Here is a 16505-nt window from a genome sequence, read left to right on the forward strand (position 1 = left end):
CATTGCGAGCGCGCGAAGCAATCCAGAATCTTTCCGCGGCAGCAGTCTGGATTGCTTCGCTGCGCTCGCAATGACGATATGAGGCGATTATACCGATGCCCGTGAAACTATCGGCAAGCCTTGCTCTCGCTACCGCCCGGAAATTGCGCGTGCCTCAGCCCTGGCTCGCCACGCGGGCGCGATCGAGATGCTCCTCGATCTTGGGGCGGTCGCGGGTGCGCTCGAAACTGGTGCAGAGCAGCTCGGTCTCCTCGAGCGAAACGGGGGCGCGATACAACCGGCACATGAACTCGGCGGTCGCACGTCCCTTTGCGGCGGCCGGACCGATGCTTGGGCCGCGTTCGGCGAGAAACATGCAGTCACGGCAGATGCTGGCATCGAGTCGTTGATGCGCGGCGTCGAGGTGGTTGAGGACCTCCCGCAAGGAGTCGCGCAAGCGGATGCACTCGTCGGTGCCGAGCGCCGTGACCGCATTCACCACGTGGTTGATTGGGTCGTGCTGGCTCAGGCACTTCTCGCCCTGCGCGGTGACGTGGAGCACCACAGAGCGCTTGTCCTCATGCGATGGCTTTCGCACCAGGAAGGACTTGCTCTCCAGCGTCTTCACGATCTGCGACGCCGTCGCCCTGGTGGCGCCGATGAAGCCGGCGAGTGCGGACGGTGTGCGCGAAAACCTGTTGGCCCGGCCGAGGAAGCGCAGTGCCATCCATTCCCGGTCGCGCAATCCATGCTGATTGCCTTCAAAATACCAAGCCCTCGCCGCCTGGACCAGCAGCTCGACGGCTTCTCTTGCCAATGGCATGGATTCCTACCTCGCCCCCGGAACTTCGTCTGCGGCGTCCCGAAGCCGCCTTGCGCCCTGGCTCGCGAATCCTTCGAGGAACGTCAGACCTCTGGAGACGTCCGATGAGCATGTCATGCCCGGCCTCTGCTCGAAGGCACGGCCTGCAGCGTGTCCGACACGGACCGATGCGCGTGGTGCAGTCCGGAGCGTGAGGTTACGCCGATGGCATACCAATCGCGTCGTCGCACGGGAGCCCGAGTTGCCGTCACCAGCGGATGATGGATCGGAGTAGTTCAACCGAAGCCCCTGAAGTTCAAGTCACACGTACACGTTTCTTATCTTCCGCCGAAACGATGAATGAGCTTCTCAACAAAATCAAGTAGAGACGCTCTCGGAGACTGGATGTCGCTGCAGGCGAATGTAACGTTCAAGACAATCTCGCTTCCAGGGACACATGATGGTGAACGCAATACGCTGTCCCGCGCGCAACATGCACGCAACTATACGACGGTTTGATTGCACAGCATGTTGATGTCTGCCGTTGATGCAGTTTGATCGAAGCTTGTGCATGACCAAGGCGATGTGTGTTGATGAATCATCCACAACTTGTGCGATCCGCGGGAGAATTGCCCGAGGGAACCCGCAAGGATTACACGCGGCAGTTGTTGTTGAAGCGATTCGGAGAATCGACGATTCGCCCCCCTGCGACGTGGCCGCCCATGCTCCTCCGAACGGTTGAAGCGCGCTGAGAGGAAGGCGGCGGCAGCCATGGTGTGCATGCGCCGTCAGCGCGGCGCCATGCGTGACCGACCGCCGAAATCGTGAGCAAGGCGAAACCGCGGACGCCGCGCGCCCCGTCCCGTTCCCGCTAAAGCTGGAGGGCTGCGTCAGCGCAAAGTGCGAAGCGGTTTTCCGGAAAGATCATCCGTAACAACAACCTAAAGCACGATGACGATCCATCCGGATCTCGTCGCGCCTTAGTCGCCCTTGAGCATGTCCCTGAGCTCGCGGAACGGGTCGGCGCTCGGTGGCGCCGAAGCGTCCTGCCGCATGGCGTTGTAGATCCGCGGAACCATGTCGACCGCCTGGTCGAGGCCCGAATCGCGTCCGGACTGGTATCCACCCATCAGGCGCAGGTCCCGGGTGTCCTCGTATTTGGAGATCATGGTGCGCAGCTTGCTCACCAATTCGCGTTCCTCGGGGTCCCAGACGTTGTGGGCGAGGCGGGAGACCGAGGCGAGGACGTCCACGGCCGGATAGCGGGCCTGGTCGGCGATGTGCCTGGAGAGCACGATGTGCCCATCGAGCGTGCTGCGGATGGTATCGGCGATCGGCTCGTTGTGGTCGTCGCCGTCGACCAGCACGGAGAAAATGCCGGTGATGGTGCCGGATCCCTCCTCGCCGGGGCCGGCGCGCTCCAGAAGGCGCGGAAGGTCGGTGAAGACCGTCGGTGCGTAGCCGCGCGCCACCGCGGGCTCGCCGGCGGCGAGCGCGACCTCGCGGGCCGCGTGGGCGAAGCGGGTGATCGAATCGACCATCAGCAGGACCGATTCGCCCCGATCGCGGAAATATTCGGCGACCGCCATGGCCGTCTTCGGCGCCAGCCGCCGCATCATCGGGCTCTCGTCTCCCGTCGATACGATGGTGACGGCGCGGCTGCGGTTGTTGCCGAGCACGTCCTCGATGAATTCGCGCACCTCGCGGCCGCGCTCGCCGACCAGGGCCAGCACGACGGTGTCGAAGCCCTGGCTGCGGGCGAGCATGGCGAGCAGCGTCGATTTGCCGACGCCGGAGCCGGCGAAGATGCCGACACGCTGGCCGGCGCAGATCGGGGAGAACAGGTCGATGACGCGCACGCCGGTGCGCAGCGGCTTGTGGACGCGCGCGCGCTTCATGGCCGACGGCGCCTCGGCCTCCGCCGAGACGGCGCGCGATCCCGGCGTGAGCGGACCCTGTCCGTCCAGCGGGGCGCCGAGCGCGTTGATGACGCGGCCCTTCCAACTCGGATCGGGCGCGAAGGACAGCGGCGGCATCCGGTAGGCGACGGAGCCGAGGCCGCCGCCGAACTGCCGGTCGAACGGCTTGGCGATGATGCCGTCGCTGTCGATCCGGACCACTTCGCCGATCTGGGGCTTGCCGCCGGAATTGACGCCGATCAGCTCACCAAGCCTGACGAAGCGCGACAGGCCGGAGACACGGAAATGCGTCGGCGCGATCTCCGAGATCGCGCCGCTGACGCTGGCCAGGGGAGTGCTCTGCTGAAGCTCCAGCAGGGCCCACTCGAGTTGCCGAAGAGCGTTCAAGGAAACCGTCCACCCTCATTGCGCACGCGGCGCACTCTACTTGCGAGTCTATTTGCCCGGCTCGCCCAGCGTCCGGATTGCGTTCTGCAGCGAGCTCTCGGTGCCCTCGATCATCGAATTGGTGCCGTCGAAGGCGCGCGAGGCTGCCATCAGCTTGGTCAATTCCATCATCGGGTTGGCGCCGGACCCCTCGACGTAGCCCTGCTTGAAGCCGTCGCGGGAGAAATCGGCAATGGCGGTCGCGGGCCGGTCGGGCGTGACGCCGGAATTGCCGTAGCGCTCGAGATTGGCGTCAGCGGGAATGTTGAACAGGCCGATGGTGCCGATCTCGTTGTTGTCCTGGGTGATCGCGCCGCTGCGCGAGATCGAGACCGGTCCGCCGTTCGGGTCGAGTGTGATCTGGGCGCCGCCGGCATCGATGACGGGGAAGCCGGACACCGTCTGAAGGTCGCCGTTGGAGGCGATCTGGAGCCGGCCGTCGCGCGTATAGACCGTGCCGTTCGGACCGGCGAAGGCGAGAAAGCCCTGTCCGACCACAGCGACGTCGAGCGGATTGCCGCTCTCGGTGATGCTGCCTTGCTCGCGCGAGATGATGTTGTCGCCGGGCGAGGAGAAGGCGACCGGGTTTGCGCCGGCCTTGGACAGCACGGTCTCGAACTTCACCACGTCGGTGCGGAATGCCGCCGTGTTGACGTTGGCGACGTTGTTGGCGATCGTCTGGAGGCGCTTTTCGAGGGCAACCTGCGCCGACAATCCCACATAGAGAGCGGATTGCATGACTTACCTGTTGAACTTGATGTTCTGAAGCGTCGTGAGCATGTCGGTATCCATGCTGATCGACGTCGAGGCGCCGGCGATCAGGACCAGCGCGGGATTGGTCGAGGTATCGCTCTGGGCTTGGGTCGCGTCCCACATCGCCGCGAAACGCTGTACGAATTTGGTGACCTTGGTCGAATCCTGGAAATCGGTGAGATCGATATTGTCGGTGATCAACTTGGCCTGCATGTCGATGTCGGACGAGCTGATCGTCGACGACCAGCCCATTGCGGTCTGCACCACCTGCGTCAGCGCCTTGTCGGCGAGGATCTCGTAGGCGTTGGTGATCGTGGAGGCTTTGCGGGTGAAATAGAGCGCCAGCCGCAGGCCTTCGTTCTGGTCGCCGGCCTTCTCCTCCATCGTCTGCGTGACGTATTGGGTGGCCGTACCGGTCGTGGCTGCCGTGGTCTGGGTCGCCTGGTCGCCGAGCGCGGCGAAATTGAAGGCGGTGGCGAATTGCCGGTAGCGGGTATCGCTGAGCTTGTTGGCGAAGGCGTCCGAATCCGAGACCCCTTCGGTCAGCACCTTGCGCATGAACGCCTTGGCGTAGGTCATGTCGCTGAGGCCGTAGGCCTTCATCGCATAGGAGTAGAGGCGATAGTCCTTCAGGAAGTCGTCGATCGTCTTCACATTGCCGATATGGCTGAGAAAATAATCGGTCTCGCGGCTGACGTCCGGCTCCTGCGCGACCTGGGTCATCGACTTGCCCAGGTCCGTGGTCAGTCTGGTGTAATCCGCGATGGTGGATAGCATGACACGCGCCCCTTTGGCCGCAATTGCGACGTCGTCCCAAGCTGCCGCGGATTGCTTGCGCGAGGCTGACGATGCGGCAAGCCAGCTTCGCGCAAGGCTCGCCAACTAGATATTCCCGGTGGGATCGGCGATGGAGCGGCGCGTTGGGCAGTTTCGTGGGGATATTCATCACGGTGGCGGCGCTGCTCGGCGGATTTGCCGCCATGGGCGGGCATCTGGCCGTGCTGATGCAGCCGTGGGAATTCGTCATCATCATAGGCACCGCGGTCGGCACCTTCATCCTGGCCAATCCGTGGAAGACGGTCGTCGACACCGGGGTCGCCTGCATGCAGGCCATCACCAACGCGGTGCCCGGACAGCGCTATTATCTCGACCTGCTCGGCGCGCTGCACGCCCTGATGCGTGAGCTGCGGGGCAAGGGCCGCAACGAGGTGGAGGCGCATATCGACGATCCCTCCTCGTCCGAGATCTTCAAGGCGTTCCCCAACGTGCTCGGCGACCCCTCACTGCTCCAGTTCATCTGCGACTATGTCCGTCTCATCATCATGGGCAACGCGCGCACGCATGAGATCGAAGCGCTGATGGACGAGGAGATCCACACCATCGTGAAGAGCAAGCTGGCGCCTTACCATGCGCTGGTGACGGTGTCGGAGGCGATGCCGGCGCTCGGCATCGTGGCCGCGGTGCTCGGCGTCATCAAGGCGATGGGCGCGCTCGACCAGTCGCCGAAGCTGCTCGGCGGCTTCATCGGCGCCGCCCTGGTCGGGACCTTCGCCGGCATCTTCATATCCTACGGCGTCCTTTCGCCCTTCGCGATCAAGATCAAGATGATGCGCGAGAAGAAGTGCCGGCCCTATATCATCGTCAAGCAGACGCTGCTGGCCTTCATGAACGGCGCCATGCCGCAGATCGCGGTCGAACACGGCCGCAAGATGATCTCGAGCAACGAGCGTCCTTCGATCGACGTCGTCGAGAACGAGACGATCGCAGGTCCCAAGGCGGTCGTTGCCGACGCTGAACCGAAGGCGGCCCGCGCATGACGATGATGGAAGACGTCGAGGTCGACCAGCGGAAGCAGCTGCCGAACTACCTGCTGGATGCGGCGGGTATCTCGATCGAACGCATGCCGATGCTCAATGTGATCTTCGATCGCATGGCGGCATCGTGCACGGACAGCCTGCAGCCGATGGCGGGAACGCCCTGCTATTTCTCGGTCAACGGCATTACCAACGACCCCCTCGGCGACATCATCAAGGACTACGAGGGCAACGCGGTCGCCGCCGTGCTCTATGCCGAGCAATGGGACTCGCGCGTCATCATCATGCTGGATCGCGACTTCGTGTTCACGATGGTCGAGGCGATGTTCGGCTCAGACGGGGCCGAGCCGCCGCTCGACGTCGAGCGTACTTTCTCGAACATCGAGATCCGCCTGGTCCAGGCCCTGTTCGAGCGGTTCGCCAAGGCGCTGCAGGGCGCCTTTGCCGGCACGTCCAACGTCACCTTCCGTGTCGAGCGGGTCGAGACGGCGATGGCGTCGCTGGCGATCGGCCGCAGCAGCAACATGTCGATCTGCGCGAACATGATGGTGCAGGCGCTCTATCGCGGCGGCCAGATGTTCCTGATCATTCCGCACTCTGCACTCAACCCGCTGCGCCAGAAGCTCGCCCATGTCGTCGTCAGCGACGGTCGTGCGTCGGATCCGCGTTGGCGCGAGCAGATGGAGAGCGAGGTCAACAAGACCGAAGTGACGTTGACTGCCGTGCTCGACGAGAAGATGGTGACGCTCGACGACGTCGTGAAGTTCCAGGTCGGACAGGTGCTCGAGCTCGAAGCCACGCCGCGCACGCTGGCTCGTCTCGAAAGCAACAATCAGGTGCTGTTCTGGTGTCAGATCGGCCAGCTGGATGGCTATTACGCCATGCAGGTGGCGGATCCCGTGGATCAGAAACGGGAGTTCGTCGATGATATCCTATCTCGTTGATGCCGTGCTGCTCATTGCGCTCGCCTTCACCAGCATGCGGGTGACCAAGATGCACCGCGAGCTGGCGCGGTTGCGCAGCTATCAGGGTGAATTCTCGACCATCGTCCACGAGACGGCGGGCGCCTTCGACACGGTCATCAACGCGGCACATGACTCCACTGCAAACCTCGGGCGACTCGCCAACGTGCTGAGCACGAAGATCGATCAGGCCCACGAGGCGATCGCGGCGCTCGACGCCAGAAGCGGGCTCGCATCCGCAGGTGGCGCCGACGTGAACAAGCATTGAAGCTCGGACCGGCGGAACAATTACGGTCGGAGCGTCGCGGCGCTTCGAAAGCGGAAATACCAAGAGGCGATACCAAATGGCGCAATCCTTCGACTATGAGTCTGCACCTGCATCGGGAGAGACCGAGACGTCTCCGCTGGAGCGGCTGGCGGAGATCGCCCAGCGCACGGCCGAGGAGACCGGCAAGTTCGCCAATGTCGACGCCATCCTGCGCATTCCCGTCACCATGCAGGTGGTGCTCGGATCGGCGACCATTCCGGTGGCGAATCTGATGAAGCTCGGCCGCGGCGCCGTGGTTCCGCTCGATCATCGGGTCGGCGAGCCCGTCGACGTCGTCGTCAACGGTCGCATCGTCGCCCGCGGCGAGGTGGTCGTGGTCGAGGAGGACAATTCCCGCTTCGGCGTCTCGCTCACGGAGATCGTCGGGCCTTTGGGGCAGGGTGATACCTGACAATGGCTGCACAGGTCGGCATCGCTCCCGTCAAGCAGCGAGGCGTTGCCACGCTGGGTGGAACGGAAAAGGTCGCCGCGCTCCTGCTCGCCATGGGCCGGCAGGCGGCCGCGAGCGTGCTCGCGCAGTTCGAGCCGCAGGAGATCCGGGTCGTCACCAAGGCCGCGGCCGAGCTGCGGCCGATCACGGCGCAGGAGCTTGAAGGCATCGTCGAGGAGTTCGCCCAGCAGTTCTCGATGGGCGCCAACATTCTCGGCACCCTCGGCGGTCTGGAAGCCGTGCTCGGCGACGTGCTTCCGGCCGACCAGGTCTCGGCGATCATGACGGATCTGCTCGGTAATTCGAGCCGGTCGGTGTGGGACCGCGTCTCGTCGGTGTCGGAGAATTCGCTGGCGACCTATCTCTCCAAGGAGCATCCGCAGACCGCGGCGCTCATCCTGTCCAAGGTCAAGCCGTCCTGCGCTGCCAAGGTGATGAGCCAGCTGCCGTCGAGCCTGCGCAACGAGCTGATGCGGCGTGTGCTCAGCCTCAAGCCGATCGTCGACGATGCGATGAAGGTCCTCGAGAAGACGCTGCACGAAGATCTGACGCTGAACTTCGCCCGCAACCTCGGCGCCGACACCTATGCCCGTGTCGCCGACATCATCAACAAGATGGAGCGCGGCCACATCGAGGACATACTGAAGAGTCTGTCGGAGAAGCGGCCGAAGTCGGCCGAGGTGCTGAAGGAGCTGCTGTTCACCTTCGACGACGTCATCAACCTGGCGCCGAAGGCGCGCACCATGATCTTCGACCAGGTGCCGACCGACCGCATCGTGATCGCGTTGAAGGGGACCGACAGGCACTTCCGCGAGCTGATCCTGTCCTCGGTCGCATCGCGCGTCCGTCGCGTCGTCGAGGCCGAGCTCGCCAGCGGCGAACCGTCGAACCAGCGCGACGTGCTCGAGGCGCGCCGCGTCATCACCGACCTCGCACTCGACCTCGCGGAGAAGGGCGAAATCGAGCTCAACCCCGACCAGGAGGATGAGCTGGTCTTCCGCTGACCGCTGAACGGGCATGGCAGAAACATCCGATCAGGAGAGCAAGACAGAAGAGCCGACCGAGAAGAAAGTCCGTGATTCGCTCGAACAGGGTAGAATTCCGGTCTCTCGGGAGGCATCCATCTTCGCCTCGATGGCCGCGCTGATGGTGATCCAGGCATTCCTGATCGGCCAGGGCGTGCAGCAATTGGTGCCGACGCTGAAGGGGTTGCTCGATGACCCCGAGGGCTTTCCCCTCAGCACCGGGGCCGATGCTCAGAACCTCCTCACGGTGGTGGGGCTCCAGGCGTTCAGGTTCCTGGTGCCGCTGGTCGTCATCCTGATGGTGTTCGGGCTCGCGGCCTCGCTGCTGCAGAATGTGCCGCGCCTGGTGCTGCAGCGTATCAAGCCGGACCTGTCGCGGATCTCCCCGATCGGCGGCTGGAGCCGGCTGTTCGGGACGCAGGGCCTCGTCGAGTTTGCGAAGTCGCTGTTCAAGCTCGGTTCGGTGAGCGCCGTCGTCGCCGTCGTGCTGCGCTCGTCCGAAGCGAGGGCGTTCGAGGCGATGTACACCGATCCGGTCGCGCTTCCGGAGATGATCCTCAACATCGCGATGCGGATCGTCTCGGCGATCTGCATCGCGACCATCGTGCTGGTCGCGATCGATCTCGCCTGGGCGCGCTTCCACTGGCGGCGCGAACTGCGCATGACCAAGCAGGAGATCAAGGACGAGCACAAGCAGGCCGAGGGCGATCCAATGGTCAAGGCGCGCCTGCGCTCGCTGGCGCGCGACCGCTCGCGGCAGCGGATGATCGCCTCCGCTGCGCGCGCGACGCTCGTGATCGCGAACCCGACCCACTTCGCGATCGCGCTGCGCTACAAGCGCGAGGAGAACCCGGCGCCGCTCGTGGTGGCCAAGGGCATGGACGTGATCGCGCTGAAGATCCGCGAGGTCGCCGAGCAGAACAGGATCCCGGTGATCGAGAACAAGGCGCTGGCGCGCGCGCTCTACGAGGCGGTTCAGGTCGATCAGGTGATTCCGGCGGAATTCTTCCGGCCCGTCGCCGAGATCATCTACTTCCTGCAGTCGAAGCAGGCCCCGCGCCCTGAGAAGGTTCAGTAGATTTCCGAGGATGGTGCTTCGCGCAACAGCTTGACGAAAGCTTAACGCCCTAGGGTTCTCCCGAATGGACCGGAATGGGGCTGTCGTGGGACCGCTTTATCTCTTCGAACTCGCATCGTCGCAGGCGCGGTACCTCGAACTTCGCCAGTCGACCATTGCCACCAACGTCGCCAACGCCAACACGCCCGGCTTCAAGGCGCGCGACGTCGAGCCGTTCAACAAGGTGCTCGACACGATGCCGGTCAGGCTTGCGACGACGTCGTCGTCGCACCTTCAGCTGTCCGCCGCCGAGACCGAGACGCGCGCGACTGCCAAGAAGGACAGCTGGGAAGTGGTTCATTCCGGCAACTCCGTCAGCCTCGAGCAGGAAATGATCAAGGGCAACGACGTCAATCGCGACTACTCGATGAATTCGGCGGTCGTGCGCTCGTTCCATCGCATGCTGCTGTCGAGCGTGAAAACCTGAGGTGAATTGACATGCTGGACGCACTGAGCGCCTCTCTGACGGTTGCGAGCTCCGGGCTCGAGGCGCAGTCGACGCGCATGCGCATCGTCTCGGAAAACCTCGCCAATGCGACCTCAACCGGCCGGACCGCCGGCGCCGATCCGTATCAGCGCAAGACCATCACGTTCGATGCCGCGATGGACCGTGCCTCCGGCGCGCAGCTCGCGAAGGTCAAGGAAATCGGGGTCGACACCACGCCATACCGCGTCGAGTACGATCCCGGGCATCCCGCCGCCGACAAGGCCGGCTACGTCAAGCTGCCGAACGTCAACATGATGATCGAGATGGCGGACATGCGGGAAGTCAACCGGTCCTATGAGGCCAATCTCCAGGTCGTGAAACAGGTGAGGTCGATGCTGGGCATGACCATCGACCTTCTGAGGAGCTGACAATGCTTGAGGCGATTTCATCCACCGCGATTTCCGCAGGCCAGGCGGCGTCTCGCGCCACCGAGACGCAGGCCATCTCGCCCGCTGCGACGGCTCCGGTCCAGACCGGTGACGATGTCGGCTTCGAATCGGTGATGAAGCAGGTGACGACCGACGCAATCGGCACGCTGAAGGCGGGCGAAGCGGCGTCGATCTCGGCGATGCAGGGCAAAGAGTCGACGCGGAAGGTCGTCGAGGCGCTGATGTCGGCCGAGCAGGCCTTGCAGACGGTGGTCGCGGTTCGCGACAAGGTCGTGCAGGCCTACCAGGAAGTCGTCCGGATGTCGATTTGATCTGAGGGAGTAAGGTCAGTGAAATCGCTCGCCATTGCGGCTACGGGCATGAACGCCCAGCAGACCAATATCGAAGTCATCGCGAACAACATCGCCAACATTAACTCGACGTCGTACAAGCGGGCGCGCGCCGAATTCACCGATCTGTTCTACCAGATGGACCGCATGCAGGGCGTTGCCAACGTCAACGGCTCGTCGCCGATCCCGGAGGGCGCCAATCTCGGCCTCGGCGTCAAGTCGGCGGCGATCCGCAAACTGCACATTCAGGGCGCGCTGACCCAGACCGGCAACCCTTACGACCTCGCGATCAACGGTCGCGGCTGGTTCCAGGTGCTGGGCCCCAACAACGAGGTGCAATACACCCGCGCGGGCTCGTTCAACACCAATGCCAACAGCCAGCTCGTCACCACCGACGGCTACCTGCTGGATCCCGCAATCACGATCCCGCAGGGCACGGTCCAGGTCACGGTCAACCAGACCGGTCAGGTGTTCGCCAAGCTGGACACCGAAGTGAACCCGCGGCAGATCGGCCAGCTCAACCTCGCCAACTTCGCCAACGAGGCCGGTCTCGAGCCGCTCGGCAGCAATCTCTATCGCGAGACCACGGCGTCCGGCACACCGGTCGTCGGACTACCGGGCGATGCCGGCTACGGCAAGATCAACCAGCAATATCTCGAGGCTTCGAACGTCGATCCCGTCAAGGAGATCACCGAGCTGATCTCGGCGCAGCGCGCCTATGAAATGAACGCCAAGGTCATCCAGGCCTCGGATGAAATGGCCTCGACCGTATCGAAGGGCCTTCGCTAGTTCCGGTGTGTCCATGTTGAACAGGGTGGGCCTGATCGTGCGCGGGTTGGCCACCGTGCTGCTGGTTCTCGTCTCCGCGCGCGTCGCCGTGGCCGAGGAGAAGCGGCTGCCCGTGCCGGCAGTCTCGATCCGAGCCGGCGAGCTGATCCGCGACGACATGATAACGGAGCGCGCCTTCGCGCCGAACCTGCTCGGCGTCGCCATGTTCATCGAAGGACGTCAGGTTCTGGTCGGCCGCATGGCCCGGCGCGCGCTGCTGCCGGGCCAGCCGATCCCGACCAACGCGGTGGAAGATCCCTGGACTGTCGCCCGCGGCGCCATGGTCAAGGTCGTCGTCGAAGACAGCGGCCTGTCCATCGTCACTTACGGCTCGGCGATGCAGTCGGGCGCGGCCGGCGCGCTCATTCCGGTGCGCAACACCGATACCGGCGTGATCATCAGGGGCGTCGTCCAGCCGGACGGCACCGTCAAGGTCGTGGACGGGTCATGACCAGAGTCCTGCTTGCGCTCGTCCTCGTCCTTTGCGCCGCCAGCGCCCAGGCCGCCGTCCGCATCAAGGACATCGCGGATATCAAGGGGCTGCGTGAGAATCAGATCGTCGGCTATGGCCTCGTCATCGGCCTGAACGGCACCGGCGACACGCTGCGCAATGCCCCGTTCACGGAGCAGTCCCTGCAATCGATGCTCGAGAACATGGGCATCAACGTCAGGAACGAGACCACGAGCACCACCAATCCGACGCGCCCCACCACGCTGCGCACGCGCAACGTCGCGGCGGTGATGGTGACGGCAGACCTGCCGCCCTCGATCGGGCCCGGCGAGCGGATGGACGTGACGGTGTCGTCGCTCGGCGATGCGACCTCGCTGCTCGGCGGCACGCTGGTGATGACGTCGCTGCGCGCTGCGGACGGTGCGGTCTATGCGGTGGCACAAGGCGCGGTCACGGTTGCCGGCTACAGCGTCGGCGGCCAGGCGCAGAACGTCAGCCAGGGCACGCCGACCGCCGGGCGCATCCCGAACGGGGCGCTGGTCGAGCGTGAGGTGCAGGGAAGCCTCCATGAGATGGAATTCCTGGTGCTGGAGCTCAAGAACCCGGATTTCGTCACCGCAACGCGTATCCTGGACGCCGTCAACCGCTATGCCGGTGGCCGCTATCGTTCGCAGATCGCCTTCGAGCGCGACTATCGGACTATCGTGCTGTCGAAGCCGCGCTATGTCGGCCCGGTTCGCTTCCTGGCGGAAATCGGAGAACTGACCGTCGAGCCGGACACGCCTGCGCGGGTGGTGATCAACGAGCGTACCGGCACGGTAGTGATCGGACGCGACGTGCGGATATCGACGGTTGCGGTGACGCACGGCAATCTGACGGTCCGCGTCACGGAGATGCCCGTGGTGTCGCAGCCGGCTCCGTTCTCGCGGGGCCAGACGGTGGTCGTTCCCCAGACCGTGGTCGAGGCCAACGAGGCCGGATCGCAGGTGGCCATTCTGAGCGGCGTCGACCTCCAGCGCCTGGTTCGCGGGCTGAACCAGATCGGCCTCAAGCCGTCGGGCATCATCGCCATTCTCCAGGCGATCAAGACGGCCGGCGCGCTGCAGGCCGACGTCATCGTCCAATGATGCATAAGCGTCGTGCAAGCTTGGTCGCTCAATGCTCAAGTCTCGACCGAGAATCGCGCGCGTCCCGATGCTGAAGCTGGATCACAAAGCCAAACTCCTTCTGCTGGTCGCGGCCGCGGCGCTCGCGGGCGCTTCGCCCGTGCTTGCGCTGGATGAAGCCAAGCCGTCGAAGCCGCTCAACCTGCTTTCCTTCGCCCGTGCCCGCGCGCCGGGACCGCAGAAGCCGCATACGCCGATCCCGGGTGACAATGCGTCGATGCGGGCGACGGCGTGGGCGGCCGAAGATAGCGGCCCCGCGATCACGGGCGCGGTGCCGGCTTCGGAGACGCCTGCACAGGCGCCAGCCCCGGCGCCCGCACGTCCGGCCAAACCCGGCAGCGTCACGGCGCCGCCGAAGCCCGCACCGCCGCAGGCTGCCGTGCCCGCCGATAACGAGGTTGCCCTGTTCTGCAGCAACGTGGCTGATCCCGCCGTCGATGCGAGGCTCGCCTGGCAGGTCAAGGAACTGGAGAAGGCCGAGACCCAGCTCCGCGAGCGGATCGCCGAGGTCGAGGCCAAGCGCGCCGAATACGAGAAGTGGATGGCGCTACGCGACGACTTCCTGAAGAAGGCCGAGGCGCAGGTCGTCGAGATCTATTCGCGAATGAAGCCGGACGCCGCGGCCACCCAGATCGCCGGCATGTCGGACGAGACCGCTGCAGCCGTGCTTGCCAAGCTCAGCCCGAGGAGCTCGAGCGCAATTTTCAACGAGATGGACACGGCGCGCGCCGCGCATCTTGCCGACGTGCTCGGCGGAATGCGCCGCGTGGATGATGGAAAGACCAAATAGATGAAGAATCTGATCCTCATCCTCTCGCTCCTGATGCTTGCCGGATGCGTCAACGACCCGGCCGAGGTCCTGACCGGTCCGCGATTGTCGCCGGTCGGCAGCGGCCTGAGGACGCAGGCCGATCCGATCCCGGTGACGCCCCGCGTGCGCACGCCCGTCAGCTACCGCTCGACCTGGGACGACGGCACCGACCTCTACCGCGATCCCCGCGCGCGGCGTACCGGCGACGTCGTGACGGTGATCATCTCGATGCAGGACAAGGCCAAGCTCGACAACAAGACCGATCGCTCGCGGGATTCGCAGATCAAGTTCGGGCTGGACTGGCTGATGGACGTCGCGGGATGGGCCGACAAGGGACAGACCACCGCCAACCTCAGCACCAACACCCAGATCAAGGGCAACGGTCAGATCGATCGCACGGAGGACATCAAGCTGTCCATCGCCGCCATCGTCACCGACGTGTTGCCGAACGGCAATATGATGATCAGCGGCTCGCAGGAATTCCGCGTCAACACCGAGATGCGCGTGCTCAATGTCGGCGGCATCGTGCGTCCGCGCGATATTTCACGAACCAACACGATCTCCTACGACAAGATCGCGGAGGCGCGCGTGTCCTATGGTGGTCGCGGAAATCTGTCTGATGTGCAGCAGCCTGGATGGGGACACCGGATCTATGACACCGTGGCTCCGTTTTGAGGTTCGCACCGGCATGACCGCGCCGCGAGGGCAGGGGACGTCATGCGCCTGATTGCGGCTATCGTGGCGCTGACCCTGGTCGCGATCGGTGTGGGCGCACTTGCGGGCCTGCATCTGTTTGCGGCCGCCGAGCGCGTCGCCGACGCGAAGAACAACGCCACGCCGCCGCCGATCGCGTCGAGCTACGCCGGCAGCGCCCGGCTTCGAAAGCTGTCCCCGATCGTGACCAATCTCGCCGCGCCGGCCAACAACTGGGCCCGCGTCGAAGCCTCCATGGTGACCGAGAGCATGAGCGACGAGGATGCCGGCATCCTGGCCGCCCATATCAGCGAGGACATCGTGACCTATCTGCGGTCGTCCTCGGTCGCGCAATTCGAGGGATCGCGCGGGCTCCAGCATCTGCGCGATGATCTGACCGAGCGCGCCAATATCCGCTCGTCCGGCAAGGTCCGCGAGTTGATCATAGAGACGTTGGTGATCCAGTGAGAGTGAAAGTCCTGCTGCTCGCGTTGCTTCTGGCCGTGCTGCCCGAAGTGGCGCTCGCCCAGATCCCGGACCTCAACTCGCTGCTGCCCCCCGGCAACGGCTCGACCAGCGGCCGCATCATCCAGCTGATGGCGCTGATCACGGTGCTGTCGGTGGCGCCGGGGCTGCTCATCATGGTGACGAGCTTCACGCGATTTGCGGTGGCGCTGTCCTTCCTGCGCTCCGGCCTCGGCCTCCAGACCACGCCGGCCAATCTGGTGCTGGTCAGCCTTGCGCTGTTCATGACCTTCTACGTGATGGCGCCGACCTTCGACCGCGCCTGGGAGACCGGCGTCCAGCCTCTCATGAAGAACGAGATTTCGGAGGAAGAGGCTTACCTGAAGATCACCGATCCGTTCCGCGAGTTCATGCTGGCCCATGTCCGCGACAAGGACCTGCAGACCTTCGAGTCGCTTGCCGCCGAAAGCTTCCGCAAGAAGTTCGACGACAAGCGCATCGATCTGCGCGTGATCATTCCGGCCTTCATGATCTCCGAGCTCAGGCGTTCCTTCGAGATCGGCTTCCTCATCATGCTGCCGTTCCTCGTGATCGACATGATCGTGGCGACGCTGACCATGTCGATGGGCATGATGATGATGCCGCCGACGATCCTCGCGCTGCCGTTCAAGATGCTGTTCTTCGTGCTGATCGACGGCTGGAACCTGCTGGCCTCCGGACTGGTGCGGTCGTTCTCGTAGCAGCCGCGATCGCCGGTCGGTCGGTTATGGTTAGCGAGAAGTACCGGCTTATGGTTACCGGAAGGTAATGGTAACCATATGATATTACTACGAAATTCAAGCCGATCTTAATCTCGGCGCAAGATTCGACGTGCTAGCAATGCGGCACGGCGGGTTGGACCCCACCCATATCAGTCCAAAGGCATGATGCCGCCCCTCCGTACCGGTGAAAGCCCGGTATGTCCCCTCGTGAAAATGTAACGCGTACATAAAGGGACATTCGCAATGTCAAGCCTGCTTACGAACTCGACCGCCATGACCGCGCTCCAGACCCTGCGGTCTGTCAGCTCGCAGCTCTCCACCACGCAGACCCGCATCTCCACCGGCCAGCGCGTGTCGACCGCTTCGGACAACGCTGCCTATTGGTCGATTGCGACGTCGATGCGCTCCGACAACGCCGCGCTCTCCGCGGTCTCCGACTCGCTCGGTCTGTCGGCCGCGACCGTCGACACCGAATACACCGCGCTCAATACGGTCATCGGCGACAAGGACTCCGGCCTGACCAAGCTCCAGGCGCTGCTGGTCGAAGCCAAGACCGCCGGTATCGACCGG

General features: G+C 64.2%; 20 protein-coding genes and 1 pseudogene. 17 read left to right on the forward strand and 4 right to left on the reverse strand.

All coding sequences use genetic code 11. The annotated features are described in order from the left end of the window. Positions 1-154: 154 nt before the first annotated feature. The 4 genes from JQ603_RS37715 to JQ603_RS37730 form a co-directional block, all read right to left on the reverse strand. Positions 155-802 carry a MarR family winged helix-turn-helix transcriptional regulator gene (locus JQ603_RS37715; protein ID WP_212348669.1) on the reverse strand — a complete coding sequence of 216 codons (648 nt, stop codon included), beginning with the start codon at positions 800-802 and terminating at the stop codon, positions 155-157. Positions 803-1761: 959 nt separating this feature from the next. Then, positions 1762-3087 (reverse strand): flagellar protein export ATPase FliI, encoded by a 1326-nt coding sequence (fliI, locus tag JQ603_RS37720; RefSeq protein WP_212348672.1) that lies wholly within the window; start codon positions 3085-3087, stop codon positions 1762-1764. A 48-nt stretch (positions 3088-3135) separates the two neighbouring features. Next, the gene (gene flgF / locus JQ603_RS37725; RefSeq protein WP_212348674.1) at positions 3136-3864 is read right to left on the reverse strand and encodes a flagellar basal-body rod protein FlgF; all 729 of its coding nucleotides are present in this window, start codon (positions 3862-3864) and stop codon (positions 3136-3138) included. Between the two features lie 3 nt (positions 3865-3867). Next, on the reverse strand, positions 3868-4656 hold the full coding sequence (locus JQ603_RS37730; RefSeq protein ID WP_212348678.1) for a DUF1217 domain-containing protein: 789 nt from the start codon (positions 4654-4656) through the stop codon (positions 3868-3870). Between the two features lie 143 nt (positions 4657-4799). Between JQ603_RS37730 and motA the strand changes: the two genes are divergently transcribed. The 17 genes and pseudogenes from motA to JQ603_RS37815 form a co-directional block, all read left to right on the forward strand. Further along, complete coding sequence (gene motA / locus JQ603_RS37735) at positions 4800-5696, forward strand: flagellar motor stator protein MotA (protein WP_212348681.1); 897 nt, start codon at positions 4800-4802, stop codon at positions 5694-5696. Positions 5697-5698: 2 nt separating this feature from the next. Next, positions 5699-6637, forward strand: a complete 939-nt coding sequence (locus JQ603_RS37740; RefSeq protein WP_433996677.1) for a flagellar motor switch protein FliM — start codon at positions 5699-5701, stop codon at positions 6635-6637. Beyond that, positions 6618-6923 (forward strand): hypothetical protein, encoded by a 306-nt coding sequence (locus JQ603_RS37745; RefSeq protein WP_212348687.1) that lies wholly within the window; start codon positions 6618-6620, stop codon positions 6921-6923. Before JQ603_RS37740 ends, JQ603_RS37745 begins: the two co-directional genes overlap by 20 nt. Before the next feature lie 76 nt (positions 6924-6999). Next, on the forward strand, positions 7000-7374 hold the full coding sequence (gene fliN / locus JQ603_RS37750) for a flagellar motor switch protein FliN (RefSeq protein ID WP_212348690.1): 375 nt from the start codon (positions 7000-7002) through the stop codon (positions 7372-7374). Positions 7375-7376: 2 nt separating this feature from the next. Further along, positions 7377-8417, forward strand: a complete 1041-nt coding sequence (locus tag JQ603_RS37755) for a flagellar motor switch protein FliG (protein WP_212348693.1) — start codon at positions 7377-7379, stop codon at positions 8415-8417. 13 nt (positions 8418-8430) lie between these two features. Continuing rightward, positions 8431-9516 carry a flagellar biosynthesis protein FlhB gene (flhB, locus tag JQ603_RS37760; protein ID WP_212348696.1) on the forward strand — a complete coding sequence of 362 codons (1086 nt, stop codon included), beginning with the start codon at positions 8431-8433 and terminating at the stop codon, positions 9514-9516. A 64-nt stretch (positions 9517-9580) separates the two neighbouring features. Then, on the forward strand, positions 9581-9982 hold the full coding sequence (gene flgB / locus JQ603_RS37765; protein ID WP_212348699.1) for a flagellar basal body rod protein FlgB: 402 nt from the start codon (positions 9581-9583) through the stop codon (positions 9980-9982). Between the two features lie 11 nt (positions 9983-9993). Next, complete coding sequence (flgC, locus tag JQ603_RS37770) at positions 9994-10410, forward strand: flagellar basal body rod protein FlgC (RefSeq protein WP_212348702.1); 417 nt, start codon at positions 9994-9996, stop codon at positions 10408-10410. Between the two features lie 2 nt (positions 10411-10412). Beyond that, positions 10413-10742 (forward strand): flagellar hook-basal body complex protein FliE, encoded by a 330-nt coding sequence (locus JQ603_RS37775; protein WP_212348705.1) that lies wholly within the window; start codon positions 10413-10415, stop codon positions 10740-10742. A gap of 18 nt (positions 10743-10760) precedes the next feature. Beyond that, on the forward strand, positions 10761-11549 hold the full coding sequence (gene flgG, locus JQ603_RS37780; RefSeq protein WP_212348708.1) for a flagellar basal-body rod protein FlgG: 789 nt from the start codon (positions 10761-10763) through the stop codon (positions 11547-11549). A 13-nt stretch (positions 11550-11562) separates the two neighbouring features. Then, on the forward strand, positions 11563-12039 hold the full coding sequence (flgA, locus tag JQ603_RS37785) for a flagellar basal body P-ring formation chaperone FlgA (RefSeq protein ID WP_212348711.1): 477 nt from the start codon (positions 11563-11565) through the stop codon (positions 12037-12039). Then, the gene (flgI, locus tag JQ603_RS37790; RefSeq protein WP_212348714.1) at positions 12036-13166 is read left to right on the forward strand and encodes a flagellar basal body P-ring protein FlgI; all 1131 of its coding nucleotides are present in this window, start codon (positions 12036-12038) and stop codon (positions 13164-13166) included. The genes flgA and flgI overlap by 4 nt, the downstream gene beginning before the upstream one ends. A gap of 67 nt (positions 13167-13233) precedes the next feature. Continuing rightward, a complete protein-coding gene (locus JQ603_RS37795) occupies positions 13234-13995 on the forward strand; it encodes a MotE family protein (protein WP_212348717.1) in 762 nt (253 codons plus the stop codon). Continuing rightward, a complete protein-coding gene (flgH, locus tag JQ603_RS37800; protein ID WP_211405002.1) occupies positions 13996-14691 on the forward strand; it encodes a flagellar basal body L-ring protein FlgH in 696 nt (231 codons plus the stop codon). A gap of 42 nt (positions 14692-14733) precedes the next feature. Continuing rightward, positions 14734-15177 carry a flagellar basal body-associated FliL family protein gene (locus JQ603_RS37805; protein WP_212348720.1) on the forward strand — a complete coding sequence of 148 codons (444 nt, stop codon included), beginning with the start codon at positions 14734-14736 and terminating at the stop codon, positions 15175-15177. Continuing rightward, the gene (gene fliP / locus JQ603_RS37810) at positions 15174-15914 is read left to right on the forward strand and encodes a flagellar type III secretion system pore protein FliP (protein ID WP_130365260.1); all 741 of its coding nucleotides are present in this window, start codon (positions 15174-15176) and stop codon (positions 15912-15914) included. Before JQ603_RS37805 ends, fliP begins: the two co-directional genes overlap by 4 nt. 264 nt (positions 15915-16178) lie before the next feature. Then, positions 16179-16505: pseudogene (locus tag JQ603_RS37815) on the forward strand (flagellin); the annotation flags it as partial.

The organism is Bradyrhizobium liaoningense, assembly GCF_018130825.1.
In the GTDB taxonomy this organism is placed as follows: domain Bacteria; phylum Pseudomonadota; class Alphaproteobacteria; order Rhizobiales; family Xanthobacteraceae; genus Bradyrhizobium; species Bradyrhizobium liaoningense_B.

Coding starts and splice junctions, on each gene's coding strand:
- JQ603_RS37715 (WP_212348669.1), bottom strand. CDS start 802: ATGCCATTGGCAAGAGAAGCCGTCGAGCTGCTGGTCCAGGCGGCGAGG.
- flgF (WP_212348674.1), bottom strand. CDS start 3,864: ATGCAATCCGCTCTCTATGTGGGATTGTCGGCGCAGGTTGCCCTCGAA.
- JQ603_RS37730 (WP_212348678.1), bottom strand. CDS start 4,656: ATGCTATCCACCATCGCGGATTACACCAGACTGACCACGGACCTGGGC.
- JQ603_RS37740 (WP_433996677.1), top strand. CDS start 5,699: ATGATGGAAGACGTCGAGGTCGACCAGCGGAAGCAGCTGCCGAACTAC.
- JQ603_RS37745 (WP_212348687.1), top strand. CDS start 6,618: ATGATATCCTATCTCGTTGATGCCGTGCTGCTCATTGCGCTCGCCTTC.
- fliN (WP_212348690.1), top strand. CDS start 7,000: ATGGCGCAATCCTTCGACTATGAGTCTGCACCTGCATCGGGAGAGACC.
- JQ603_RS37755 (WP_212348693.1), top strand. CDS start 7,377: ATGGCTGCACAGGTCGGCATCGCTCCCGTCAAGCAGCGAGGCGTTGCC.
- flhB (WP_212348696.1), top strand. CDS start 8,431: ATGGCAGAAACATCCGATCAGGAGAGCAAGACAGAAGAGCCGACCGAG.
- flgB (WP_212348699.1), top strand. CDS start 9,581: ATGGACCGGAATGGGGCTGTCGTGGGACCGCTTTATCTCTTCGAACTC.
- flgC (WP_212348702.1), top strand. CDS start 9,994: ATGCTGGACGCACTGAGCGCCTCTCTGACGGTTGCGAGCTCCGGGCTC.
- JQ603_RS37775 (WP_212348705.1), top strand. CDS start 10,413: ATGCTTGAGGCGATTTCATCCACCGCGATTTCCGCAGGCCAGGCGGCG.
- flgA (WP_212348711.1), top strand. CDS start 11,563: ATGTTGAACAGGGTGGGCCTGATCGTGCGCGGGTTGGCCACCGTGCTG.
- flgI (WP_212348714.1), top strand. CDS start 12,036: ATGACCAGAGTCCTGCTTGCGCTCGTCCTCGTCCTTTGCGCCGCCAGC.
- JQ603_RS37795 (WP_212348717.1), top strand. CDS start 13,234: ATGCTGAAGCTGGATCACAAAGCCAAACTCCTTCTGCTGGTCGCGGCC.
- flgH (WP_211405002.1), top strand. CDS start 13,996: ATGAAGAATCTGATCCTCATCCTCTCGCTCCTGATGCTTGCCGGATGC.
- JQ603_RS37805 (WP_212348720.1), top strand. CDS start 14,734: ATGCGCCTGATTGCGGCTATCGTGGCGCTGACCCTGGTCGCGATCGGT.